This is a genomic window from Streptomyces kanamyceticus, assembly GCF_008704495.1.
In the GTDB taxonomy this organism is placed as follows: Bacteria; Actinomycetota; Actinomycetes; order Streptomycetales; family Streptomycetaceae; genus Streptomyces; species Streptomyces kanamyceticus.
Window position 1 is genome coordinate 8,308,544 of the sequence record NZ_CP023699.1, and the last position, 24,162, is coordinate 8,332,705.

Genomic DNA, 24,162 nt, shown 5'->3' on the forward strand with positions numbered 1-24,162 from the left:
GCTTCGCGCAACTCCTGTTGTGCCGAGGGGGAATGCGGTACGGACCCGCGGCCCCGGCGCGATAGGGTCGGGGGACGACTTTTCGATGTTCAGGAACGATGTTCAGGGACGAGATCCAGGGAGCGGTGCCAAGTGTCGGGTGGAGAGGTTGCCGGAATCCTGGTGGCCGTCTTCTGGGCGATCCTGGTCTCCTTCCTCGCGGTGGCACTGGCGAGGCTGGCCCAGACGCTCAGGGCGACCACCAAGCTCGTCGCCGATGTGACGGAGCAGGCCGTTCCGCTCCTGGCCGACGCCTCCACCGCGGTGCGCTCCGCGCAGACCCAGATCGACCGCGTCGACGCCATCGCCTCGGACGTCCAGGAAGTCACCTCGAACGCGTCGGCGCTGTCCACGACCGTCGCGTCCACCTTCGGCGGCCCGCTCGTCAAGGTGGCCGCGTTCGGTTACGGCGTGCGCAGGGCCATCAGCCGCAAGGCCGGGCCCGAGACGAAGGAAATGCCCGCCAAGCCGTCCCGTCGTACGGTGATCGTGGGCCGCACTGTCCCGGCCGCACGGCGGGGTAAGCGGAAGAAGGACTGACGCAGCGATGTTCCGCCGTACGTTCTGGTTCACCGCGGGCGCAGCCGCCGGCGTATGGGCCACCACGAAGGTCAACCGCAAGCTCAAGCAGCTGACGCCCGAGAGCCTCGCCGCGCAGGCGGCGAACAAGGCGATCGAGGCGGGGCACCGCCTGAAGGACTTCGCCCTCGACGTCCGCGACGGCATGGCCGAGCGCGAGGCCGAGCTGGGCGAGGCGCTCGGCACGAACCACCACCCCGACACCGAGCTGCCCGCGCAGCGGCGCTTCGCGGTCATCGAGAACCGCAGCGCCACCAAGACCGACAAGCACGACAGCACCAACAAGACGAAGTACCTCGAGAACACGCGGTACTCGTACGACCGGAATGAGGACCACTGATGGAGTCGGCTGAAATCCGCCGCCGCTGGCTGAGCTTCTTCGAGGAGCGCGGGCACACCGTCGTCCCTTCGGCGTCGCTCATCGCGGACGACCCGACTCTGCTGCTCGTCCCCGCCGGCATGGTGCCCTTCAAGCCCTACTTCCTGGGTGAGGTCAAGCCGCCCGCCCCGCGCGTCACCAGCGTGCAGAAGTGCGTGCGCACGCCCGACATCGAAGAGGTCGGCAAGACCACGCGGCACGGCACGTTCTTCCAGATGTGCGGCAACTTCTCCTTCGGCGACTACTTCAAGGAAGGCGCCATCAAGCTGGCCTGGGAGCTGCTCACCGGCTCCGTGGCCGACGGCGGCTTCGGCCTGGAGCCGGAGAAGCTCTGGATCACCGTCTACCTCGACGACGACGAGGCCGAGCGCATCTGGCACGAGGTGGTCGGCGTCCCCAAGGAGCGCATCCAGCGCCTGGGCAAGAAGGACAACTTCTGGTCCATGGGCGTGCCCGGACCCTGCGGCCCGTGCTCCGAGATCAACTACGACCGCGGCCCGGAGTTCGGCGCCGAGGGCGGCCCCGCCGTCAACGACGAGCGCTACGTGGAGATCTGGAACCTGGTCTTCATGCAGTACGAGCGCGGCCAGGGCACCTCCAAGGAGGACTTCGAGATCCTCGGCGAGCTGCCCACGAAGAACATCGACACCGGTCTCGGTCTCGAGCGCCTCGCCATGATCCTGCAGGGCGTACAGAACATGTACGAGACCGACACCCTGCGCGTCGTCATGGACAAGGCCACCGAGCTGACCGGCGTGCGCTACGGCGCCGAGCACGGCTCGGACGTCTCCCTGCGCGTGGTCGCCGACCACATCCGTACGTCGACGATGCTCATCGGCGACGGCGTCAGCCCCGGCAACGAGGGCCGCGGGTACGTCCTGCGCCGCATCATGCGCCGTGCCATCCGCAACATGCGTCTGATGGGCGCCACGGGCCCTGTCGTCCAGGACCTGATCAACGTCGTGATCGACACGATGGGCCTGCAGTACCCGGAGCTCGTCACCGACCGCAAGCGCATCGAGACCGTCGCCCTCGCCGAAGAGGCCGCCTTCCTCAAGGCCATCAAGGGCGGCACGAACATCCTCGACACCGCCGTCACCGAGACCAAGGCCGCCGGTGGCCAGGTCCTCTCCGGCGACAAGGCGTTCCTGCTGCACGACACGTGGGGCTTCCCGATCGACCTCACCCTGGAGATGGCCGCCGAACAGGGCCTGACCGTGGACGAGGACGGCTTCCGCCGCCTGATGAAGGAGCAGCGGGACCGCGCCAAGGCCGACGCCATGGCCAAGAAGACCGGCCACGCCGACCTGCACGCCTACCGCGAGATCGCGGACGCCGCGGGCGCCACCGACTTCACCGGCTATGCGCTCACCGAGAACGAGGCCGTCATCGTCGGCCTCCTGGTCAACGGCGTCTCCTCGCCCGCCGCCACCGAGGGCGACGAGGTCGAGATCGTCCTGGACCGCACCCCGTTCTACGCCGAGGGCGGCGGCCAGATCGGTGACACCGGGCGCATCCGCCTGGACAGCGGCGCCGTCGTCGAGATCCGTGACGTACAGAAGCCGGTCCCCGGCGTCCACGTGCACAAGGGTGTCGTCCAGGTCGGCGAGATCACCGTCGGCGCCCCCGTCTGGGCCTCGATCGACTCGCACCGCCGCCGGGCCATCGCCCGCGCCCACTCCGCCACGCACCTCACGCACCAGGCGCTGCGCGACGCGCTCGGCCCGACGGCCGCCCAGGCCGGTTCGGAGAACCAGCCCGGCCGCTTCCGCTTCGACTTCGGTTCGCCGTCCGCCGTGCCCACGGCCGTGATGACGGACGTCGAGCAGCGGATCAACGAGGTCCTCTCCCGCGAGCTGGACGTCCAGGCCGAGGTCATGTCGATCGACGACGCCAAGAAGTCCGGCGCCATCGCCGAGTTCGGCGAGAAGTACGGCGAGCGCGTGCGCGTCGTCACCATCGGCGACTTCTCCAAGGAGCTGTGCGGCGGCACGCACGTGCACAACACCGCCCAGCTCGGCCTGGTGAAGCTGCTCGGCGAGTCCTCCATCGGCTCCGGCGTGCGCCGCATCGAGGCCCTGGTCGGCGTCGACGCGTACAACTTCCTCGCCAAGGAGCACACGGTCGTCGCCCAGCTCCAGGAGCTGGTCAAGGGCCGCCCCGAGGAGCTGCCCGAGAAGGTCTCCGCCATGCTCGGCAAGTTGAAGGACGCCGAGAAGGAGATCGAGAAGTTCCGCGCGGAGAAGGTCCTCGCGGCCGCCGCCGGGCTCGTCGACTCCGCCAAGGACGTACGCGGTGTCGCCCTGGTCACCGGGCAGGTGCCGGACGGCACGGGCGCCGACGACCTGCGCAAGCTCGTCCTCGACGTGCGCGGCCGCATCCCGGGCGACCGGCCCGCGGTGGTCGCCCTCTTCGCCTCGGCCAACGGCCGCCCGGTCACGGTGATCGCCACCAACGAGGCCGCGCGCGAGCGTGGTCTCAAGGCCGGTGACCTGGTCCGCACGGCCGCCAAGACCCTCGGCGGCGGTGGCGGCGGCAAGCCGGACGTCGCCCAGGGCGGCGGCCAGAACCCGGAGGCGATCGGCGACGCCATCGCCGCGGTCGAGCGCCTCGTCACCGAGACGGCCTGATGACCGAGCCTGCCCAGGGCATGCGCAGGGGCCGACGGCTCGCCATCGACGTCGGTGACGCCCGCATCGGGGTCGCCTCGTGCGACCCCGATGGGATCCTCGCGACGCCGGTCGAGACGGTGCCGGGACGCGACGTCCCGGCGGCCCAGCGCCGGTTGAAGCAGCTCGTCGACGAGTACGAGCCGATCGAGATCGTCGTCGGCCTCCCTCGCTCCCTCAACGGGGGCGAGGGCCCGGCGGCCGCCAAGATCCGCGCCTTCACCCAGGACCTCGCCCGCATGGTCGCCCCCATTTCGGTGAGGCTCGTGGACGAGAGGATGACCACAGTGACGGCCAGTCAGGGCCTGCGCGCCTCCGGCGTGAAGTCCAAAAAGGGCAGGTCTGTCATCGATCAGGCGGCCGCGGTGATCATCCTCCAGCAGGCCCTGGAGTCCGAACGGGCGTCAGGCAGAGCTCCCGGCGAGGGCGTCGAAGTGGTCATCTGATCGCGATACGGTAACGTTCCGCGCGATGCGGCGGCGTTCGAACAGCTGCCGCACAGCAGCAAGAGGCGGAACGGTTGCCCGGCCATTCGACGGCGGCCCCGCCTCGCGGCATGTAGGGGATCGATGACTGAGTATGGCCGGGGCCCAGGCTCCGAACCGTGGCATCCGGAGGACCCGTTGTACGGGGACGGCGGATGGGGAGGTCAGACGCCCGCGGGCGGGCAGTCCACCTACGGCGGCCAGGAGCAGTACCACCAGCAGCCGCACCAGCATCAGCAGAACCCGCAGCACCAGGGCCAGCAGCACCAGGGCCAGTACGGCGACTGGAACACCGGCCAGCAGCAGGGCTACGGCCAGCAGCAGTACGACACGGGCCAGGGGCAGTACGCCCAGGGTCAGCAGCAGTACGACACCGGTCAGGGCCAGTACGCCCAGGGCCAGGGCCAGCAGCAGTACAACGCCGGGCCCGGTCAGGGCTACGGCGGTGGCCCCGCCCAGGCCTACAACGGCGGATCCGACCAGGGCTACAACGGTGGCTGGGACACCGGCGGGCAGGGTCAGGTCCCCTACAGCGGCGATCCGATGGACCCCTACGGCGGTCAGCAGGGCGGCTACGGCGGCGAGAGCCCCGACTACTACGCGACGCCCGACGCCTACGCCCCGCCGGAGCCGCCCGCCCGCCGACGCCCTGCCGAACAGGCCGAGCCCGAGCGCGAGGCGGACTGGGACCCGGGCCCCGACCAGGGCGAACACGCCTTCTTCGCGGGTGGCGGGGACGACGGCTACGACGATGACGACGACGATGACCCAGGGCGCGGGGGCGGCCGCGGCGACCGGCGCGGCGGACGGGGCGGAAAGAAGCCCAAGAAGCGCCGCAGCGGCTGTGCCTGTCTGGTCGTCACTCTCGTCTTCGCGGGCGGTCTCGGCGGCGTCGCCTATTTCGGCTACCAGTTCTACCAGGACCGTTTCGGCACGGCCCCGGACTTCGCGGGAGAGGGCTCGGGCCAGGCCACCGTCGAGATCCCCAAGGCGTCCAGCGGATACGCGATCGGACAGAAACTCAAGGACGCCGGAGTCGTCAAGAGCGTCGACGCCTTCGTATCGGCACAGGGCCAGAACCCGCAGGGCAAGTCCATTCAAGCGGGCGTCTATGTGCTGAAGAAGGAAATGTCGGCCAAGAGCGCCGTCGCATTGATGCTCAACCCCAAGAGCCGCAACAACCTCATCATTCCCGAGGGCAGGCGGAACGCGGCGGTGTATCAGCAGATCGATACGCGTCTCGAACTGGAAAAGGGCACCACGGCGAAGGTCGCCAAGAAGGAATGGAAGAGCCTCGGACTTCCTGACTGGGCGAATACGAACAAGGACATCAGGGACCCGCTGGAAGGATTCCTCTACCCCTCCAGCTATCCGGTCACCAAGGGCCAGAAACCCGAGGACGTCCTCAAGAACATGGTCGCCCAGGCCAATGAGAAGTACGACGAGATGGGCCTCAAGTCGAAGGCCGAAGCGCTGCATCTGAAGGACCCGTTGCAGGTCCTCACCGTGGCCAGCCTCGTGCAGGCGGAGGGCATGACGCACGACGACTTCAAGAAGATGGCGGCCGTCGTCTACAACCGCCTCAAGGCGACGAACACGGCGACCAACCAGAAGCTTGAGTTCGACTCCGCGTACAACTACCTCAAGGGCGAGAGCAAGATCAAGATCCCGATCTCGGAGATCAGGAACGACCCGGACCCGTACAACACCTATTACCACAGGGGTCTGCCGCCGGGACCGATCGGAAACCCGGGCGACGAGGCGTTGAAGGCCACGCTGGAGCCGGACAGCGGCGGCTGGATGTACTTCGTCTCCGTCGACGGCAAGAAGACCCAGTTCACCAAGACGCTGGCCGAGCACGACAAACTGGTCGACCAATTCAACGAACGGCAGAACAATGGCGGCTGAGCGAGACGGCGGCCGCAGGGCCGCGGTTCTGGGATCTCCGATCGCCCACTCCCTCTCCCCGGTGCTGCACCGCGCCGCATACGACGAGCTGGGTCTGCGCGACTGGACGTACGGCCGTTTCGAGATCGACGAGGCGGCGCTGCCCGGATTCATCGACGAACTCGGTTCCGAATGGGCGGGACTTTCGCTGACCATGCCGTTGAAGCGGGCGATCATTCCGCTGCTCGACGAGGTGAGCGAGACCGCGGCGTCCGTGGCGGCCGTCAATACCGTCGTGTTCGGGGCGGACGGCAGCCGTCGCGGTGACAACACCGACATCCCCGGCATGGTCGCGGCCCTGCGCGAGCGCGGCATCGAGCAGGTCGAGTCCGCCGCGATCCTCGGCGCGGGCGCCACCGCGTCCTCCGCGCTTGCCGCGCTCGCGCGGATCTGCACGGGCGAGGTCGTCGCGTACGTGCGCAGCGAGACCCGTGCCGCCGAGATGCGGCAGTGGGGCGAGCGGCTCGACGTCGAGGTCAGGACCGAGGCCTGGGACGACGCCCGGGAGGCGCTGAGCGCGCCGCTGGTGATCGCCACCACCCCGGCGGGCACCACGGACGCCCTCTCGGCCGTCGTCCCCGAGCGGCCCGCCACCCTCTTCGACGTGCTGTACGACCCGTGGCCCACCGCCCTCGCGGCCCGCTGGTCGGCGTACGGCGGGGCGGTCGTCAGCGGCCTGGACCTGCTCGTCCACCAGGCGGTGCTCCAGGTCGAACAGATGACGGGCCGCGCCCCCGCGCCCCTCGACGCCATGCGCAAGGCGGGGGAGCAGGCGCTCGCCGAGCGGTAGGCGACGTCCGCCAGCTGGACCGGCGGCCAGGTCCGCGCCCGGCCATGGGAGGATCGGGGGATGGCGGGCCAGGGCCGCGCACCCGGCCGCGCCGATCAAGACGCAGTTCCAGGCGCGAGCATGAGGAGCACCGTTGAGCAGGTTGCGCTGGCTGACCGCTGGGGAGTCCCACGGACCCGCACTTGTGGCGACGCTGGAGGGACTTCCCGCCGGCGTGCCGATCACCACGGAGATGGTGGCCGACCATCTGGCCCGGCGCCGCCTCGGCTATGGACGCGGTGCGCGCATGAAGTTCGAGCGCGACGAGGTCACCTTCCTGGGCGGCGTGCGGCACGGCCTGACCATGGGTTCGCCGGTGGCGGTCATGGTGGGCAACACCGAGTGGCCCAAGTGGGACCAGGTCATGGCGGCCGACCCGGTCGACCCGGCGATCCTCGCCGACCTGGCCCGCAACGCCCCGCTGACCCGCCCGAGGCCCGGCCACGCCGACCTCGCGGGCATGCAGAAGTACGGCTTCGACGAGGCCAGGCCGATCCTGGAGCGCGCCTCCGCCCGCGAGACCGCGGCCCGCGTCGCGCTCGGCGCGGTCGCCCGCTCCTACCTGAAGGAGACGGCCGGGATCGAGATCGTCAGCCATGTGACCGAGCTGGCCGGCGCCAAGGCTCCGTACGGCGTCTACCCGACCCCCGCCGACGTCGAGAAGCTCGACGCCGACCCGGTGCGCTGCCTCGACGCCGACGCGTCGAAGGCGATGGTCGCCGAGATCGACCAGGCCCACAAGGACGGCGACACCCTGGGCGGTGTGGTCGAGGTGCTCGCGTACGGCGTGCCCGTCGGCCTCGGCTCGCACGTGCACTGGGACCGGCGGCTCGACGCACGGCTCGCCGCGGCGCTCATGGGCATCCAGGCGATCAAGGGCGTCGAGGTCGGCGACGGCTTCGACCTCGCGCGCGTGCCGGGTTCCAAGGCGCACGATGAGATCGTCTCCACCGACGACGGCATCAAGCGCACCTCGGGACGCTCCGGCGGCACCGAGGGCGGTCTGACCACCGGTGAACTCCTGCGGGTGCGGGCCGCGATGAAGCCCATCGCGACCGTGCCGCGCGCGCTCGCCACCATCGACGTGGCGACCGGCGAGGCCACCAAGGCGCACCACCAGCGCTCGGACGTCTGCGCGGTCCCGGCCGCGGGCATCGTCGCCGAGGCGATGGTCGCGCTGACCCTGGCCGACGCCGTCGCCGAGAAGTTCGGCGGTGACAGCGTGGCCGAGACCCGGCGGAACGTGACGTCGTACCTCGACAACCTCCAGATCCGGTGAGCGGCCCGCTGATCGTCCTGATCGGGCCGATGGGTGTGGGCAAGTCGACGGTGGGCGCGCTGCTCGCCGAGCGGCTCGGCACCGCGTTCCGCGACACCGACGCCGACATCGTCGTCGCGCAGGGCCGCGAGATCGCCGACATCTTCCTGGAGGACGGCGAGCCGGTCTTCCGCGAGTTCGAGCGGCAGGCGGTGCGCACCGCCGTCGCCGAGCACGACGGCGTCCTCGCGCTCGGCGGGGGAGCGATCCTCGACGGGAGCACCCGCGCGCTGCTCGCCGCGCACCCGGTCGTCTATCTGTCGATGGACGTAGAGGAGGCCGTCAAGCGCACGGGTCTCAACCACGCCCGCCCGCTGCTCCTGGTCAACCCGCGCAAGCAGTGGCGCGAGCTGATGGACGCCCGCCGCCAGCTGTACGAGGAAGTCGCCCGCGCGGTCGTCGCCACCGACGACCGCACCCCCGAAGAGGTCGCCGAAGCGGTCCTCGACGCACTGGAGTTGAAGGAAGCATGACGACGGAGCAGACCCCCACCCGTATCCACGTCGGTGGCACCGCCGGCACGGATCCGTACGAGGTCCTGGTCGGTCGGCAGCTCCTCGGCGAGCTGCCCGGCCTCATCGGCGACCAGGTCAAGCGCATCGCCGTGATCCACCCCGAGGCGCTCGCCGAGACCGGTGACGCGCTGCGCGCGGACCTCGCCGAGCAGGGGTACGAGGCCGTCGCCATCCAGGTGCCGAACGCGGAGGAGGCCAAGACGGCCGAGGTCGCGGCGTACTGCTGGAAGGCGCTCGGCCAGTCCGGGTTCACCCGCAGCGACATCATCGTCGGCGTGGGTGGCGGCGCCACCACCGACCTCGCGGGGTTCGTCGCGGCCACCTGGCTGCGCGGCGTGCGCTGGATCGCCGTGCCGACCACCGTGCTCGGCATGGTGGACGCGGCGGTCGGCGGCAAGACCGGCATCAACACCGCGGAGGGCAAGAACCTCGTCGGGTCCTTCCACCCGCCGGCCGGGGTCCTCTGCGACCTCGCGGCGCTCGACTCGCTCCCGGTGAACGACTACGTCTCCGGGCTCGCGGAGATCATCAAGGCCGGTTTCATCGCCGACCCGGCGATCCTCGAACTCATCGAGGCCGACCCGGAAGCCGCCCGTACGCCCGCGGGACCGCACACCGCCGAGCTCATCGAGCGCTCCATCAAGGTCAAGGCCGAGGTCGTCTCCGGTGACCTCAAGGAGGCGGGCCTGCGCGAGATCCTCAACTACGGGCACACGCTCGCGCACGCCATCGAGAAGAACGAGCGCTACCAGTGGCGGCACGGCGCCGCGGTCTCCGTCGGCATGCACTTCGCGGCCGAACTCGGCCGTCTGGCGGGCCGGTTGGACGACGCCACGGCCGACCGGCACCGCACGGTCCTCGAATCCGTCGGGCTGCCGCTGACCTACCGCTACGACCAGTGGCCCAAGCTCCTGGAGACCATGAAGGTCGACAAGAAGTCCCGCGGTGACCTGCTGCGATTCATCGTTCTGGACGGGCTCGGCAAGCCGACCGTCCTGGAGGGGCCCGACCCGGCGGTGCTCCTCGCCGCGTACGGCGAAGTCGGCGTGTAGTCCGGCACCCGTGGCCGGACATTCCGGCCACGGGCACCTCTTGGCGTCCCCGGCCGTTCACACAACGACGGCCGGGGACGGTACCGTTCGGTAACGGGCGGCCCCGGCCGCCGCCCGACCAGCGTCAGTCGCACGAGACGGAGTGGCACCGGATGCAGCACGCAGTGGGGTCTCCGCTGCCGCCGCCCCATCAGCCGGGGCACGGACCGGCCACCGGCTGGTCGCCGGCCGCACACCACCCGAGCGCTCCGCCGCCGGGTGCCGTTCCGCAGGGCTCTCCGCCGCCTCCCGCACCGGGATTCGCGGGCGGACCCGCGCCGCACGCCCAGGGCCAGATGCCCCACGCGCCCATGCCGCACGCTCCCGTCGGGGGCCAGCAGGGCGCCGCCGGGCCGCCCCCGCCGCCGATGCCGGACACCACGGGACACGTCCAGCTGCCGCCGGGCGGCCCCGTCGCCATGCCGAGCCCGCCGCAGGGCGCGGCCCGCGCCGACACCGGCGCCACGACGCTCGCGGTACTCCTCATCGGCCCGGCGGGCGCGGGCAAGACGAGCGTGGCCAAGCTCTGGGCCGAGCACCGCAGGGTGCCGACGGCCCACATCAGCCTCGACGACGTACGCGAATGGGTGCGCTCGGGGTTCGCCGACCCCCAGTCGGGCTGGAACGACCACTCCGAGGCGCAGTACCGCCTGGCCCGCCGCACCTGCGGCTTCGCCGCGCGGAACTTCCTGGCCAACGGCATCTCCTGCATCCTCGACGACGCGGTCTTCCCCGACCGCCCGGTCGTCGGCCTCGGCGGCTGGAAGCGCCATGTGGGCCCCGGCCTGCTGCCCGTGGTCCTGCTCCCGGGCCTGGAGATCGTCCTGGAGCGCAACGCGCTGCGCAGCGGCAACCGCCGCCTCACCGACGAGGAAGTAGCCCGCATCCACGGCCGCATGGCCGGTTGGTACGGCTCGGGCCTGCCCATCATCGACAACTCCCAACTGGACGTCCCCGCCACGGCCCGCGTCCTGGACGACGTCCTGGCCCGCGCGATCGCGAGCCCGCCTAAGTGGTAGCCACCACCGGACGCTGAGCATGGCCGTGGCCACGGCATCGGGACCCGTCCCGTACTCGTACTGACGTGCCCCGCCGCCCGGTCGGACGCGCCCGCCGGGCCGGGTGGGGGCGGCGCTCGTAGGCTCGCCCCATGTCAGAGGTGTACGCGGCCCGTCGAGATCGGGTGAGGGAGCGGTGTGCGGCGGGGGGCGGTGCCGCGGCGCTGGTGTCGAGGGCTGCCAATGTCCGTTATCTCGCCGGTGCGGCGCCCCACGGCGCCGTCCTGCTGGTGGGCAAGGACGAGGACGTACTGCTGTGCGGCCGCCCGCCCAGTGACCAGCAGGGCGAGGGACGGCCCGACGAGGCGCTGCGGATGCAGGTGCTTGCCGCTCCCGGGGCTGACCCGGCCGTCGCGGGCGCCGGGCTCGCCGCCGCGCAGGGGGCCGAGACGCTCGCCGTCGAAGAGCACGATCTGACCGTGGCACGGCACCGGGCGCTCGGTTCGGTCGCGCCGCGGCTGCGGCTCCTCGATCTGGGCACCGCCGTCGAGCAGTTGAGGCTGGTCAAGGACGAGGAGGAGATCTCCTGTCTGCGGATCGCCGCCGAGATCGCCGATCAGGCCCTAGGGGAGCTGCTGGAATCCATTCTCGTCGGCAGGACCGAGCGGCACCTCGCCCTTGAGCTCGAACGCAGGCTCGTCGACCACGGCGCCGACGGCCCCGCCTTCCCCACGTCGGTCGGCACGGGCCCCCACTCGGGCCGGAGCGCCCACCGGCCCTCGGACCGGCGGGTCGAGGAGGGGGATTTCCTCTCCGTGTGCCTGGGCGCGAGCTACCGCGGATACCGTTGTGAGATCGGGCGTACGTTCGTGATCGGAACGTCGCCCGCCGACTGGCAGATCGAGCTCTACGACCTCGTCTTCGCCGCTCAGCGGGCGGGCAGAGAGGCTCTGGTACCGGGGGCCGCCTGCCGTGACGTGGACCGCGCGGCCCGTCACGTACTCGACTCGGCGGGCTATGCGGACGGCCTCGCTCCGCTGACTGGACACGGTGTGGGGCTCGAAATTGACGAGGACCCGCAGTTGGCGCCCGCAGCCATGGGTAAACTGGACGTCTGCGTGCCGGTCACCGTCGAACCGGGGGTTCACCTCCCGGGCCGGGGTGGTGTCCGGATCGATGACACGCTCGTCGTGCGCCCCGAGGCGGACGGCGGACCCGAGCTACTCACCATCACGACCAAGGAACTGCTCGCGCTCTAGCGCGCGTGCGCCCCCGGGGTCGTCCACCAGACAGTCAGTGCAGGAGATTCCGCAACCGTGGCTTCCACGAACGACCTCAAGAACGGCCTGGTGCTCAAGCTCGAAGGCGGCCAGCTCTGGTCCGTCGTCGAGTTCCAGCACGTCAAGCCCGGCAAGGGCCCGGCCTTCGTGCGCACCAAGCTCAAGAACGTGCTCTCCGGCAAGGTCGTCGACAAGACGTTCAACGCCGGCGTCAAGGTCGACACGGCCACGATCGACAAGCGCGACATGCAGTTCTCCTACATGGACGGCGACTACTTCGTCTTCATGGACATGGAGACCTACGACCAGCTGCACGTCGACCGCAAGGCCGTCGGTGACGCCGCCAACTTCCTGATCGAGGGCTTCACCGCCTCCGTCGCGCAGCACGAGGGCGAGGTGCTCTACGTCGAGCTGCCCGCCGCCGTCGAGCTCGTCATCCAGGAGACCGAGCCGGGCGTCCAGGGCGACCGCTCCACCGGCGGCACCAAGCCCGCCACCCTGGAGACCGGTCACCAGATCCAGGTCCCGCTCTTCATCACCACGGGCGAGAAGATCAAGGTCGACACCCGTGACAGTGGCTACCTCGGCCGGGTGAACAGCTAACCGTGGCTGCTCGTAACACGGCCCGCAAGCGCGCCTTCCAGATCCTCTTCGAGGCCGATCAGCGCGGCACCGATGTCCTGACGGTCCTCGCTGACTGGGTGCGTCACTCGCGGTCCGACACCCGGCAGCCGCCGGTGAGCGAGTACACGATGGAGCTTGTCGAGGGGTACGCGGAGCATGAGCGCCGCATCGACGAGCTCATCTCGCAGTACGCCGTCGGCTGGACCCTGGACCGGATGCCCGTCGTCGACCGCAACATCCTGCGGCTCGGCGCCTACGAGCTGGTCTGGGTCGACGGGACGCCGGACGCCGTGGTCCTCGACGAGGCGGTGCAGCTCGCCAAGGAGTTCTCCACGGACGAGTCGCCCGCCTTCGTCAACGGGCTTCTCGGCCGCTTCAAGGACCTGAAGCCGTCCCTGCGCAGGGACGAGGCGTAAGACGGTCCAGTACGTCACCGGAGGGCCCGCAGCGGTTTGCTGCGGGCCCTCCGGTTTTCTCCGCCGGGTCCGTTCCGCGCCCGTGCCGCATCCGTGCCGTGCCGTAGGCGCGGAAATTCGGGGCGGGTAAAGGCGGCGAAAAGCAGAAAGCCGCCGGGGTGACCGCGGCCATTTCGGCTGCGGCCACCCCGGCGGCACGTTTCTGCTGAACTCCGCGTCAGCTGCGTCAGACCTCTTCGTGGGCGACGGCGCGGCGCGCGTCCGCGTCCAGGACGCCCCAGCTGATCAGCTGCTCGGTCAGGACCGAGGGGGACTGGTCGTAGATGACGGCAAGGGTGCGCAGGTCGTCCTGGCGGATCGAGAGCACCTTGCCGTTGTAGTCGCCGCGCTGCGACTGGATCGTGGCCGCGTAGCGCTGCAGGGGGCCCGCCTTCTCCTGCGGGACGTGGGCAAGGCGCTCAAGGTCGAGGACGAGCTTGGGCGGCGGCTCGGCGGCGCCACCGGGCGCCGTGCCGGGCAGGAGCTCCTGCACCGGGACTCCGTAGAAGTCCGCCAACTCGGCAAGGCGCTGCACGGTCACGGCACGGTCGCCGCGCTCGTACGACCCGACGACGACCGCCTTCCAGCGTCCCTGGGACTTCTCCTCGACACCGTGGAGGGAAAGGCCCTGCTGGGTACGGATCGCGCGGAGCTTGGCCCCGAGCTGCTTGGCGTATTCGCTGGACATATAGCTCCCCGGACGCTGGAACATTCTGCGGCTCCGCCGCGTGGCTGGTAACTCACTGTGAGGTTACGCAGCGTTACTTGCTTGCGTCAAGCCGAATGGTCCGTACCGCCCCTTCGGTGGAGGCTGATGACGTGCTCGGTCTTCAGTACTGGTACCGTGGATGGCGCAATTTCGACGTCCTTTAAAGTCCGTCCCGTGAGGCGGAGAAGGAGGTCCGTTTCATATGGACACGCAGGACCCAAAAGACTCCGCTGTCGCGCGACCCGTGCTCGAAGGCCCGGACATCGCGCGGGTGTTGACCCGTATCGCCCATGAGATCGTCGAGCGCGCCAAGGGCGCGGACGACGTGGTGTTGCTCGGCATTCCCACCCGCGGCGTCTTCCTCGGCCGCCGGCTCGCCGAGAAGCTCGAAGAGATCACCGGACGCACGATCCCGGTCGGCTCCCTCGACATCACCATGTACCGCGACGATCTGCGCATGCACCCACCGCGTGCGCTGGCCCGTACCGAGATCCCCGGTGACGGCATCGACGGCCGCCTGGTCGTCCTCGTCGACGACGTGCTCTTCTCCGGCCGCACCATCCGTGCCGCCCTCGACGCGCTGAACGACATCGGGCGCCCGCGCGCGGTGCAGCTCGCCGTCCTCGTCGACCGCGGCCACCGCGAGCTCCCCATCCGCGCCGACTACGTCGGCAAGAACCTCCCCACGTCGCTGCGGGAGACGGTCAAGGTCCAGCTGGCGGAGGAGGACGGCCGCGACGCCGTGCTGCTCGGCGCCAAGCCCGCTTCCGCGTAGGACCGGCTTCCTCCCCCCGCGGGCCCAGGGCACGACCCTGCGCGCCCGCGTGCCCGCAGACCTCCACACACCGGAGTACACCCAGATGATGCGACACCTCATCTCGGCCGCCGACCTCTCCCGCGACGACGCCGTCCTCATCCTCGACACGGCCGAGGAGATGGCCCGCGTCGCCGACCGGCCGATCAAGAAGCTGCCCGCCCTGCGCGGGCGCACCGTGGTCAACCTCTTCTTCGAGGACTCGACCAGGACCCGGATCTCCTTCGAGGCCGCCGAGAAGCGCCTCTCCGCCGACGTCATCAACTTCGCCGCCAAGGGCTCCTCGGTCTCCAAGGGCGAGTCCCTGAAGGACACCGCCCAGACCCTGGAGGCGATGGGCGTCGACGCCGTGGTCATCCGCCACGGAGCCTCCGGCGCGCCCTACCGGCTCGCCACCTCGGGCTGGATCGACGCCGCCGTCATCAACGCGGGCGACGGCACCCACCAGCACCCCACGCAGGCCCTGCTCGACGCCTTCACCATGCGGCGCCGCCTGGTCGGCCCCGACGCCGGACTCGGCCAGGACCTGGCGGGCAAGCGCATCACGCTCGTCGGCGACATCCTGCACAGCCGGGTGGCCCGCTCCAACGTCGACCTGCTGCACACCCTCGGCGCCGAGGTCACCCTCGTCGCGCCGCCCACGCTGGTACCGGTCGGCGTCGAGCAGTGGCCCTGCGACGTCTCGTACGACCTGGACAGCGTGCTGCCCAAGACGGACGCCGTGATGATGCTGCGCGTGCAGCGCGAGCGCATGAACGCCGCGTTCTTCCCCACCGAGCGCGAGTACTCGCGGCGCTACGGCCTGGACGGCGAGCGCATGGCGAAGATGCCCGAGCACGCCATCGTCATGCACCCGGGCCCGATGGTCCGCGGCATGGAGATCACCGCCGAGGTCGCCGACTCCGACCGCTGCACGGTCGTCGAACAGGTCGCCAACGGCGTCTCCATCCGCATGGCCGTCCTCTACCTGCTTCTGGGCGGCAACGAGCCCGCCGTCACCCACACCCGTACCGAGGAGAAGTAACCCCCATGAGCAAGATCCTTATCCGTGGTGCGAAGGTGCTCGGTGGCGAGGCGCAGGACGTCCTGATCGACGGCGAGACCATCGAGGCCGTCGGTACGGGCCTCTCCGCCGAGGGCGCCGAGGTCGTCGAGGCCGAAGGCAAGGTCCTCCTGCCGGGCCTCGTCGACCTCCACACCCACCTGCGCGAGCCGGGCCGCGAGGACTCCGAGACGGTCCTGACCGGCACCCGCGCCGCCGCCTCCGGTGGCTTCACCGCCGTGTTCGCCATGGCCAACACCTTCCCCGTCGCCGACACCGCGGGCGTCGTCGAGCAGGTCTACCGGCTCGGCCAGGAGTCCGGCTACTGCGACGTGCAGCCCATCGGCGCCGTCACCGTCGGCCTGGAGGGCAAGAAGCTCGCCGAGCTCGGCGCCATGCACGAGTCCGCCGCCGGGGTCACCGTCTTCTCCGACGACGGCAAGTGCGTCGACGACGCCGTGATGATGCGCCGCGCCCTGGAGTACGTGAAGGCCTTCGGCGGCGTCGTCGCGCAGCACGCGCAGGAGCCGCGTCTGACCGAGGGCGCCCAGATGAACGAGGGCGTCGTCTCCGCGGAGCTGGGGCTCGGCGGCTGGCCCGCCGTCGCCGAGGAGTCGATCATCGCGCGTGACGTGCTGCTCGCCGAGCACGTCGGCTCGCGCGTGCACATCTGCCACCTGTCGACCGCGGGCTCGGTCGAGATCGTGCGCTGGGCCAAGTCGCGCGGCATCGACGTCACCGCCGAGGTCACCCCGCACCACCTGCTCCTCACCGACGAGCTGGTCCGCTCGTACAACCCGGTCTACAAGGTCAACCCGCCGCTGCGCACCGAGCGCGACGTCATGGCGCTGCGCGAGGCCCTCGCCGACGGCACCATCGACATCGTCGCCACCGACCACGCCCCGCACCCGCACGAGGACAAGGACTGCGAGTGGGCCGCGGCCGCCATGGGCATGGTCGGCCTGGAGACCGCGCTCTCCGTCGTCCAGCAGACGATGGTCGAGACGGGCCTGCTGACCTGGGCCGCGGTCGCCGAGCGGATGTCCGTCAAGCCCGCGGAGATCGGCGGTGCCACCGGACACGGACGCCCCGTCTCGGCAGGTGAGCCCGCGAACCTGGTTCTGGTCGATGCCGATTACCGTGGGGCAGTGGACCCCGCGGGCTTCGCCTCGCGCAGCCGCAACACTCCGTATGAGGGCCGTGAGCTGCCGGGCCGCGTCACGCACACGTGGCTCCGGGGTCGGGCCACGCTCGTCGACGGGAATCTCGCGTGACATCTCTTCTGCAACTGGCCGCCGAGAAGGAATCGGCGGACGTGACCGACTGGGCCGCACGGGTCGGCTGGGTCGTCGGACTGCTGCTCTTCATCGCGCTCGTCTACTGGCTGATGCGCGAGGGCTGGAAGTGGCGCGGCACCCTGCAGAGCGACCTCCCCGAGCTGCCCGGCGCGCCGAGCGAGCCGGGCCCGGCCAAACTTGAGCTGAGCGGCCGCTACCACGGCTCCACCTCGGCCGGGCAGTGGCTCGACCGCATCGTGGCGCACGGCCTCGGCACCCGCAGCCGCGTGGAGCTGACGCTCACGGACGCGGGACTCGACGTCGTACGCCCCGGGGCGGCCGACTTCTTCATCCCGGCCGCGCAGCTGCGCGAGGCCCGGCTCGACAAGGGCATCGCGGGCAAGGTCCTCGCGGAGGGCGGTCTGCTGATCGTCACCTGGGAGCACGGCGAGAAGCTGCTCGACTCGGGCTTCCGCTCCGACCACGCCGCCGAGCAGGCCGAGTGGGTCGAGGCCATCAACAACATGATCAACACCAGCACTACGGAAGGCACCGCACGATGACGACCTCCACCAGGGGAGCCAGCAAGGCTCCCGCCGTACTCGTCCTGGAGGACGGCCGCATCTTCCGCGGCCGCGCCTACGGGGCCGTGGGGGAGACCTTCGGCGAAGCGGTGTTCTCCACCGGCATGACCGGCTACCAGGAGACCCTGACCGACCCGTCGTACGACCGCCAGATCGTGGTCGCCACCGCCCCCCAGATCGGCAACACCGGCTGGAACGACGAGGACGACGAGTCGAGCCGGATCTGGGTGTCGGGCTACGTGGTCCGTGACCCCGCCCGCATCCCGTCCAACTGGCGCGCCAAGCGCTCGCTGGACGACGAGCTGGTTGCCCAGAGCATCGTGGGCATCAGCGGCATCGACACCCGCGCCCTCACCCGCCACCTGCGCGAGCGCGGCTCCATGCGCTCCGGGATCTTCTCCGGCGAGACGCTCGCGCCCGACGCCGAGCTCGTCGCGAAGGTCCAGGCACAGCCCGCCATGAAGGGCCTGAGCCTGTACGAGGAGGTCGCCACCAAGGAGGCCTACGTCGTCCCCGCCATCGGTACGAAGAAGTTCACCGTCGCGGCGATCGACCTCGGCATCAAGGGCATGACGCCGCACCGCATGGCCGAGCGCGGCATCGAGGTGCACGTGCTCCCGGCCACGGCGACCGAGGAGGACGTCTACGCGGTCTCTCCCGACGGCGTGTTCTTCTCCAACGGCCCGGGCGACCCGGCCACCGCCGAGGGCCCCGTCGCGCTGATGACGGCCGTCCTGGGGCGCGGGACGCCGCTGTTCGGCATCTGCTTCGGCAACCAGATCCTGGGCCGCGCGCTCGGCTTCGGCACGTACAAGCTGAAGTACGGCCACCGCGGCATCAACCAGCCGGTGCAGGACCGCACCACGGGCAAGGTCGAGGTCACCGCGCACAACCACGGCTTCGCCGTGGACGCGCCGCTCGACAAGGTCTCCGACACCCCCTTCGGGCGCGCCGAGGTCTCCCACGTGTGCCTGAACGACCAGGTGGTGGAGGGGCTCCAGCTCCTCGACCAGCCCGCGTTCAGCGTCCAGTACCACCCCGAGGCGGCCGCGGGCCCGCACGACGCCGCGTACCTCTTCGACCGTTTCGTCTCCCTGATGGAGGGCCAGCGTGCCTAAGCGCTCCGATATCCAGTCCGTCCTGGTCATCGGATCAGGACCGATCGTCATCGGCCAGGCCGCCGAGTTCGACTACTCCGGTACGCAGGCGTGCCGCGTGCTCAAGGCCGAGGGCCTGCGCGTCATCCTGGTCAACTCCAACCCGGCGACGATCATGACCGACCCGGAGATCGCCGACGCCACGTACGTCGAGCCGATCACCCCCGAGTTCGTCGAGAAGATCATCGCCAAGGAGCGCCCCGACGCGCTCCTGCCCACCCTGGGCGGCCAGACCGCGCTCAACACCGCGATCTCCATGCACGAGCAGGGCGTCCTGGAGAAGTACGGCGTCGAGCTCATCGGCGCCAACGTCGAGGCGATCAACAAGGGCGAGGACCGCGAGCTCTTCAAGGGCGTCGTCGAAGAGGTCAACAAGAAGATCGGGCTCGGCGAGTCCGCCCGCTCGTACATCTGCCACTCCATGGACGACGTCCTCAAGGGCGTCGACGAGCTGGGCGGCTACCCCGTCGTCGTCCGCCCCTCCTTCACCATGGGCGGCGCCGGTTCCGGCTTCGCGCACGACGAGGAGGAGCTGCGCCGCATCGCCGGACAGGGCCTGACGCTCTCGCCGACCACCGAGGTGCTCCTGGAGGAGTCCATCCTCGGCTGGAAGGAGTACGAGCTGGAGCTGATGCGCGACAAGCACGACAACGTCGTGGTCGTGTGCTCCATCGAGAACTTCGACCCGATGGGCGTGCACACCGGCGACTCGATCACCGTCGCGCCCGCGATGACGCTGACCGACCGCGAGTACCAGGACCTGCGTGACGTCGGCATCGCGATCATCCGCGAGGTCGGCGTCGACACCGGCGGCTGCAACATCCAGTTCGCCATCGACCCGAAGGACGGCCGGGTCATCGTCATCGAGATGAACCCGCGCGTCTCGCGGTCCTCCGCGCTCGCGTCGAAGGCCACCGGCTTCCCGATCGCGAAGATCGCCGCGAAGCTGGCCGTCGGCTACACGCTGGACGAGATCCCGAACGACATCACGGAGAAGACCCCGGCGTCCTTCGAGCCGACGCTCGACTACGTCGTCGTCAAGGCTCCGCGATTCGCCTTCGAGAAGTTCCCGTCCGCCGACTCCACGCTGACGACGACCATGAAGTCGGTCGGCGAGGCCATGGCGATCGGCCGCAACTTCACCGAGGCGCTGCAGAAGGCGCTGCGTTCGCTGGAGAAGAAGGGCTCGCAGTTCACCTTCGTGGGCGAGCCCGGCGACAAGGCCCTTCTTCTGGAAGAGGCCGTCCGGCCGACCGACGGGCGCATCAACTCCGTCATGCAGGCCATCCGCGCGGGCGCGACCCCGCAGGAGGTCTTCGAGTCCACGAAGATCGACCCCTGGTTCGTCGACCAGCTCTTCCTGATCAAGGAGATCGCGGACGAGCTCGCCGGTGCGGAGCGCCTGGACGCCGGCCTGCTGGCCGAGGCCAAGCGGCACGGCTTCTCCGACCACCAGATCGCCGAGATCCGCGGCCTGCGCGAGGACGTCGTCCGCGAGGTGCGCCACGCCCTCGGGGTGCGCCCGGTCTACAAGACGGTCGACACCTGCGCCGCCGAGTTCGCCGCGAAGACGCCGTACTTCTACTCCTCCTACGACGAGGAGAACGAGGTCGCCAAGCGCGAGAAGCCCGCGGTGATCATCCTGGGCTCGGGCCCGAACCGCATCGGCCAGGGCATCGAGTTCGACTACTCCTGCGTCCACGCCTCCTTCGCGCTGAGCGACGCGGGCTACGAGACCGTGATGGTCAACTGCAACCCCGAGACCGTCTCCACGGACTACGACACCTCGGACCGCCTGTACTTCGAGCCGCTCACGCTCGAGGACGTCCTGGAGATCGTCAACGCCGAGGCGCAGGCCGGACCGATCGCGGGCGTCATCGTCCAGCTCGGCGGCCAGACCCCGCTGGGCCTCTCACAGGCCCTCAAGGACAACGGCGTGCCGGTCGTGGGCACCTCGCCCGAGGCCATCCACGCCGCCGAGGACCGCGGCGCCTTCGGCCGCGTGCTCGCGGAGGCCGGTCTCCCCGCGCCCAAGCACGGCACCGCCACCACCTTCACCGAGGCCAAGGCGATCGCCGACGAGATCGGCTACCCCGTCCTCGTGCGCCCCTCGTACGTGCTCGGCGGCCGCGGCATGGAGATCGTCTACGACGAGACCCGCCTGTCCGCGTACATCGAGGAGTCGACCGAGATCAGCCCCTCGCGTCCGGTCCTCGTCGACCGCTTCCTCGACGACGCCATCGAGATCGACGTCGACGCCCTGTACGACGGCGAGGAGCTCTACCTCGGCGGCGTCATGGAGCACATCGAGGAGGCCGGGATCCACTCCGGCGACTCGGCGTGCGCGCTGCCCCCGATCACCCTCGGCGGCTTCGACATCAAGCGCCTGCGGGCCTCCACGGAGGGCATCGCCAAGGGCGTCGGCGTGCGCGGACTCATCAACATCCAGTTCGCGATGGCCGGGGACATCCTCTACGTCCTGGAGGCCAACCCGCGCGCCTCGCGCACCGTCCCCTTCACCTCGAAGGCGACCGCGGTGCCGCTCGCGAAGGCCGCCGCGCGGATCTCGCTCGGCACCACCATCGCCGAGCTGCGCGCCGAGGGCATGCTGCCCGCCACCGGTGACGGCGGCACGCTGCCGATGGACGCGCCGATCTCGGTCAAGGAAGCCGTCATGCCGTGGTCGCGCTTCCGCGACATCCACGGGCGCGGCGTCGACACCGTGCTCGGCCCGGAGATGCGCTCCACCGGCGAAGTCATGGGCATCGACTCGGTGTTCGGCACCGCGTACGCCAAGTCGCAGGCGGGCGCCTACGGTCCGCTGCCGACCAAGGGCCGCGCCTTCGTCTCCGTCGCCAACCGCGACAAGCGCTCGATGATCTTCCCGGCGCGCGAACTGGTCGCGCACGGCTTCGAGTTGCTCGCTACGTCCGGCACGGCCGAGGTGCTCAAGCGCAACGGCATCAACGCCACCGTCGTACGCAAGCAGTCCGAGGGCGAGGGCCCGAACGGCGAGCGGACGATCGTCCAGCTGATCCACGACGGCGCGGTCGACCTCATCGTCAACACGCCGTACGGCACCGGCGGCCGTCTCGACGGCTACGAGATCCGCACCGCGGCGGTGGCCCGCTCCGTGCCGTGCCTGACCACGGTCCAGGCGCTCGCCGCGGCCGTCCAGGGCATCGAGGCGCTCAACCACGGGGACGTGGGCGTCCGGTCACTCCAGGAACACGCGGAGCACCTGACCGCGGCCCGCGACTAGCAGCCCACAAGGGGGACACCGGAGACACGGTGTCCCCCTTCTGGTGAGCACCCCCCGACTTCTGGTGAGCACCCTCTGAGGACACACATGTACAAGCTCTTCTTCAACCTCGTCTTCAAGCGCATGGACCCGGAGAAGGCCCACTACCTGGCCTTCCGCTGGATCCGCCTCGCGGCCAGGATCCCCGTCCTTCGCACGTTCGTCGCGGCCGTGCTCGCGCCCCGCCACAAGGAGCTGCGCACCGAGGCGTTCGGCCTGCGGATGCACGGCCCCTTCGGGCTCGCCGCGGGCTTCGACAAGAACGCGGTCGCGATCGACGGCATGTCGATGCTCGGCTTCGACCACATCGAGATCGGCACGGTCACCGGCGAACCGCAGCCCGGCAACCCCAAGAAGCGGCTCTTCCGCCTGATCCCCGACCGTGCGCTGATCAACCGCATGGGCTTCAACAACGAGGGTTCGGCGGCCGTCGCCGAGCGCCTGGCGTCCCGTACGCCCGTCTTCAACACCGTCGTCGGCGTGAACATCGGCAAGACCAAGGTGGTGCCCGAGGAGGAGGCCGCGGCCGACTACGTGAAGTCGACCGAGCGGCTCGCCCGGCACGCCGACTACCTGGTCGTCAACGTCTCCTCGCCGAACACCCCGGGACTGCGCAACCTCCAGGCCACCGAGTCCCTGCGGCCGCTGCTCACCGCCGTGCGCGAGGCCGCCGACCGCAGCGTCACGGACCGCCGGGTCCCGCTGCTCGTCAAGATCGCCCCGGACCTCGCGGACGAGGACGTCGACGCCGTCGCCGACCTCGCCGTCGAACTCGGTCTCGACGGCATCATCGCCACGAACACGACCATCGCGCGCGAGGGCCTCGGCCTGCTGTCCGAACCCGCCCTCTACGGAGAGACCGGCGGACTGTCGGGGGCGCCTTTGAAGGAACGCTCTCTGGAGGTCCTCAGGCGCCTCTACGCGCGCGTGGGCGACCGCATCACGCTCGTGGGCGTCGGCGGCATCGAGGACGCCGAGGACGCCTGGCAGCGCATCCTCGCGGGCGCCACGCTGATCCAGGGCTACAGCGCCTTCATCTACGAAGGGCCCTTCTGGGGCCGCGCCATCCACCAGGGCCTCGCCGCGCGCCTGCGGACGAGCCCGTACGCCACCCTCGCCGACGCCGTCGGCGCCGACGTGAGGAAGCCCGCATGAGCGCCCTTGAACCCTTCGGCACGCGCCTGCGCCACGCCATGGACGAGCGAGGACCGCTCTGCGTCGGCATCGACCCGCACGCCTCGCTGCTCTCCGCCTGGGGCCTGAACGACGACGTCGCGGGCCTGGAACGGTTCACGCGGACCGTCGTCGACTCGCTCGCGGGGACCGTCGCCGTGTTCAAGCCGCAGATCGCGTTCTTCGAGCGCTTCGGCTCGCGCGGCATCGCCGTCCTGGAGAAGGCCGTCGAGGAGCTGCGGGCGGCAGGCGCCCTGGTCGTCATGGACGCCAAGCGCGGCGACATCGGCTCGACCATGGCCGCGTACGCCGAGACCTTCCTGCACAAGGACTCGCCGCTGTTCAGCGACGCGCTCACGGTGTCGCCCTACCTCGGATACGGGTCCCTGAAGCCCGCCGTCGACCTCGCGCGCGAGAACGGCGCGGGGCTCTTCGTGCTCGCTCTCACCTCCAACCCCGAGGGCGCCGAGGTGCAGCACGCGGTGCGCGAGGACGGCCGCACGGTCGGCGCCACGGTCCTTAGCCACCTCGCCGCCGAGAACGCGGGCGCGGCGCCCCTGGGCTCCTTCGGCGCCGTCGTCGGGGCCACGCTCGGCGACCTGTCCGCGTACGACCTGGCGATCAACGGTCCGCTGCTCGCCCCCGGCATCGGCGCCCAGGGCGCCACGCCCGCCGATCTGCCGGACGTCTTCGGCGCCGCGGTGGGCAACGTCGTGCCGAACGTCAGCCGCGGCGTGCTGCGGCACGGGCCCGACGCCGCCGGGCTGCGCGAGGCCGCCGCGCGCTTCGCGGAAGAGGTCCGCGCGGCGGTGGCCGCCGCTTGACGCGGGGCGCCGCCCTGTAAGGGGTGCGCCCGCCGCCCCGGTTCCGGACTTCCGGAGCCGGGGCGGCGCCGTT

22 protein-coding genes are annotated in these 24,162 nt (G+C 70.5%); 21 read left to right on the forward strand and 1 reads right to left on the reverse strand.

Annotated features, from left to right (window positions below; translation table 11 throughout):
- Positions 1 to 132: 132 nt before the first annotated feature.
- From CP970_RS36230 to nusB, 13 genes are all read left to right on the forward strand, one after another.
- A complete protein-coding gene (locus tag CP970_RS36230) occupies positions 133 to 579 on the forward strand; it encodes a DUF948 domain-containing protein (protein WP_055543666.1) in 447 nt (148 codons plus the stop codon).
- 7 nt (positions 580 to 586) lie between these two features.
- On the forward strand, positions 587 to 958 hold the full coding sequence (locus CP970_RS36235; protein WP_055543667.1) for a DUF6167 family protein: 372 nt from the start codon (positions 587 to 589) through the stop codon (positions 956 to 958).
- Positions 958 to 3,627 carry an alanine--tRNA ligase gene (gene alaS, locus CP970_RS36240; RefSeq protein WP_055543668.1) on the forward strand — a complete coding sequence of 890 codons (2,670 nt, stop codon included), beginning with the start codon at positions 958 to 960 and terminating at the stop codon, positions 3,625 to 3,627. The genes CP970_RS36235 and alaS overlap by 1 nt, the downstream gene beginning before the upstream one ends.
- Positions 3,627 to 4,112, forward strand: a complete 486-nt coding sequence (gene ruvX / locus CP970_RS36245) for a Holliday junction resolvase RuvX (protein WP_055543669.1) — start codon at positions 3,627 to 3,629, stop codon at positions 4,110 to 4,112. Before alaS ends, ruvX begins: the two co-directional genes overlap by 1 nt.
- Positions 4,113 to 4,235: 123 nt before the next feature.
- On the forward strand, positions 4,236 to 6,059 hold the full coding sequence (mltG, locus tag CP970_RS36255; protein ID WP_055543670.1) for an endolytic transglycosylase MltG: 1,824 nt from the start codon (positions 4,236 to 4,238) through the stop codon (positions 6,057 to 6,059).
- Positions 6,049 to 6,888, forward strand: a complete 840-nt coding sequence (locus tag CP970_RS36260; protein ID WP_055543671.1) for a shikimate dehydrogenase — start codon at positions 6,049 to 6,051, stop codon at positions 6,886 to 6,888. Before mltG ends, CP970_RS36260 begins: the two co-directional genes overlap by 11 nt.
- 133 nt (positions 6,889 to 7,021) lie before the next feature.
- Positions 7,022 to 8,206 carry a chorismate synthase gene (gene aroC / locus CP970_RS36265; RefSeq protein WP_055543672.1) on the forward strand — a complete coding sequence of 395 codons (1,185 nt, stop codon included), beginning with the start codon at positions 7,022 to 7,024 and terminating at the stop codon, positions 8,204 to 8,206.
- Entirely contained in the window at positions 8,203 to 8,718 is a 516-nt protein-coding gene (locus CP970_RS36270; protein ID WP_107098802.1) for a shikimate kinase, read from the forward strand. The genes aroC and CP970_RS36270 overlap by 4 nt, the downstream gene beginning before the upstream one ends.
- Complete coding sequence (gene aroB, locus CP970_RS36275; protein ID WP_055543673.1) at positions 8,715 to 9,812, forward strand: 3-dehydroquinate synthase; 1,098 nt, start codon at positions 8,715 to 8,717, stop codon at positions 9,810 to 9,812. Before CP970_RS36270 ends, aroB begins: the two co-directional genes overlap by 4 nt.
- A gap of 152 nt (positions 9,813 to 9,964) precedes the next feature.
- A complete protein-coding gene (locus tag CP970_RS36280; protein ID WP_055543674.1) occupies positions 9,965 to 10,870 on the forward strand; it encodes a Pro-rich N-terminal domain-containing protein in 906 nt (301 codons plus the stop codon).
- A gap of 131 nt (positions 10,871 to 11,001) precedes the next feature.
- On the forward strand, positions 11,002 to 12,108 hold the full coding sequence (locus CP970_RS36285) for an aminopeptidase P family protein (protein ID WP_055543675.1): 1,107 nt from the start codon (positions 11,002 to 11,004) through the stop codon (positions 12,106 to 12,108).
- 57 nt (positions 12,109 to 12,165) lie between these two features.
- Entirely contained in the window at positions 12,166 to 12,732 is a 567-nt protein-coding gene (gene efp / locus CP970_RS36290; protein ID WP_055543676.1) for an elongation factor P, read from the forward strand.
- Between the two features lie 2 nt (positions 12,733 to 12,734).
- Positions 12,735 to 13,169 carry a transcription antitermination factor NusB gene (nusB, locus tag CP970_RS36295; RefSeq protein WP_055543677.1) on the forward strand — a complete coding sequence of 145 codons (435 nt, stop codon included), beginning with the start codon at positions 12,735 to 12,737 and terminating at the stop codon, positions 13,167 to 13,169.
- 226 nt (positions 13,170 to 13,395) lie between these two features.
- Here nusB and bldD read toward each other — a convergent pair whose 3' ends face one another.
- Positions 13,396 to 13,896 carry a transcriptional regulator BldD gene (gene bldD, locus CP970_RS36300; RefSeq protein ID WP_030787240.1) on the reverse strand — a complete coding sequence of 167 codons (501 nt, stop codon included), beginning with the start codon at positions 13,894 to 13,896 and terminating at the stop codon, positions 13,396 to 13,398.
- Positions 13,897 to 14,119: 223 nt separating this feature from the next.
- Between bldD and pyrR the strand changes: the two genes are divergently transcribed.
- From pyrR to pyrF, 8 genes are all read left to right on the forward strand, one after another.
- Positions 14,120 to 14,692, forward strand: coding sequence for a bifunctional pyr operon transcriptional regulator/uracil phosphoribosyltransferase PyrR (gene pyrR, locus CP970_RS36305; protein ID WP_055543678.1), 573 nt, complete (start codon positions 14,120 to 14,122; stop codon positions 14,690 to 14,692).
- Between the two features lie 85 nt (positions 14,693 to 14,777).
- Positions 14,778 to 15,755, forward strand: a complete 978-nt coding sequence (locus CP970_RS36310; RefSeq protein ID WP_055543679.1) for an aspartate carbamoyltransferase catalytic subunit — start codon at positions 14,778 to 14,780, stop codon at positions 15,753 to 15,755.
- Positions 15,756 to 15,760: 5 nt separating this feature from the next.
- Positions 15,761 to 17,047, forward strand: coding sequence for a dihydroorotase (locus CP970_RS36315; protein WP_150494419.1), 1,287 nt, complete (start codon positions 15,761 to 15,763; stop codon positions 17,045 to 17,047).
- A complete protein-coding gene (locus CP970_RS36320; RefSeq protein WP_150494420.1) occupies positions 17,044 to 17,613 on the forward strand; it encodes a PH-like domain-containing protein in 570 nt (189 codons plus the stop codon). Before CP970_RS36315 ends, CP970_RS36320 begins: the two co-directional genes overlap by 4 nt.
- On the forward strand, positions 17,610 to 18,752 hold the full coding sequence (carA, locus tag CP970_RS36325) for a glutamine-hydrolyzing carbamoyl-phosphate synthase small subunit (RefSeq protein ID WP_055555373.1): 1,143 nt from the start codon (positions 17,610 to 17,612) through the stop codon (positions 18,750 to 18,752). The genes CP970_RS36320 and carA overlap by 4 nt, the downstream gene beginning before the upstream one ends.
- Entirely contained in the window at positions 18,745 to 22,053 is a 3,309-nt protein-coding gene (gene carB / locus CP970_RS36330; RefSeq protein ID WP_150494422.1) for a carbamoyl-phosphate synthase large subunit, read from the forward strand. The genes carA and carB overlap by 8 nt, the downstream gene beginning before the upstream one ends.
- Before the next feature lie 87 nt (positions 22,054 to 22,140).
- Positions 22,141 to 23,247, forward strand: coding sequence for a quinone-dependent dihydroorotate dehydrogenase (locus CP970_RS36335; protein ID WP_150494424.1), 1,107 nt, complete (start codon positions 22,141 to 22,143; stop codon positions 23,245 to 23,247).
- Positions 23,244 to 24,089 (forward strand): orotidine-5'-phosphate decarboxylase, encoded by an 846-nt coding sequence (pyrF, locus tag CP970_RS36340; protein WP_150494426.1) that lies wholly within the window; start codon positions 23,244 to 23,246, stop codon positions 24,087 to 24,089. Before CP970_RS36335 ends, pyrF begins: the two co-directional genes overlap by 4 nt.
- The last annotated feature ends 73 nt before the right edge of the window (positions 24,090 to 24,162 follow it).

Coding starts and splice junctions, on each gene's coding strand:
- CP970_RS36235 (WP_055543667.1), top strand. CDS start 587: ATGTTCCGCCGTACGTTCTGGTTCACCGCGGGCGCAGCCGCCGGCGTA.
- alaS (WP_055543668.1), top strand. CDS start 958: ATGGAGTCGGCTGAAATCCGCCGCCGCTGGCTGAGCTTCTTCGAGGAG.
- ruvX (WP_055543669.1), top strand. CDS start 3,627: ATGACCGAGCCTGCCCAGGGCATGCGCAGGGGCCGACGGCTCGCCATC.
- mltG (WP_055543670.1), top strand. CDS start 4,236: ATGACTGAGTATGGCCGGGGCCCAGGCTCCGAACCGTGGCATCCGGAG.
- CP970_RS36260 (WP_055543671.1), top strand. CDS start 6,049: ATGGCGGCTGAGCGAGACGGCGGCCGCAGGGCCGCGGTTCTGGGATCT.
- aroB (WP_055543673.1), top strand. CDS start 8,715: ATGACGACGGAGCAGACCCCCACCCGTATCCACGTCGGTGGCACCGCC.
- CP970_RS36280 (WP_055543674.1), top strand. CDS start 9,965: ATGCAGCACGCAGTGGGGTCTCCGCTGCCGCCGCCCCATCAGCCGGGG.
- CP970_RS36285 (WP_055543675.1), top strand. CDS start 11,002: ATGTCAGAGGTGTACGCGGCCCGTCGAGATCGGGTGAGGGAGCGGTGT.
- bldD (WP_030787240.1), bottom strand. CDS start 13,896: ATGTCCAGCGAATACGCCAAGCAGCTCGGGGCCAAGCTCCGCGCGATC.
- pyrR (WP_055543678.1), top strand. CDS start 14,120: ATGGACACGCAGGACCCAAAAGACTCCGCTGTCGCGCGACCCGTGCTC.
- CP970_RS36310 (WP_055543679.1), top strand. CDS start 14,778: ATGATGCGACACCTCATCTCGGCCGCCGACCTCTCCCGCGACGACGCC.
- CP970_RS36315 (WP_150494419.1), top strand. CDS start 15,761: ATGAGCAAGATCCTTATCCGTGGTGCGAAGGTGCTCGGTGGCGAGGCG.
- carA (WP_055555373.1), top strand. CDS start 17,610: ATGACGACCTCCACCAGGGGAGCCAGCAAGGCTCCCGCCGTACTCGTC.
- CP970_RS36335 (WP_150494424.1), top strand. CDS start 22,141: ATGTACAAGCTCTTCTTCAACCTCGTCTTCAAGCGCATGGACCCGGAG.
- pyrF (WP_150494426.1), top strand. CDS start 23,244: ATGAGCGCCCTTGAACCCTTCGGCACGCGCCTGCGCCACGCCATGGAC.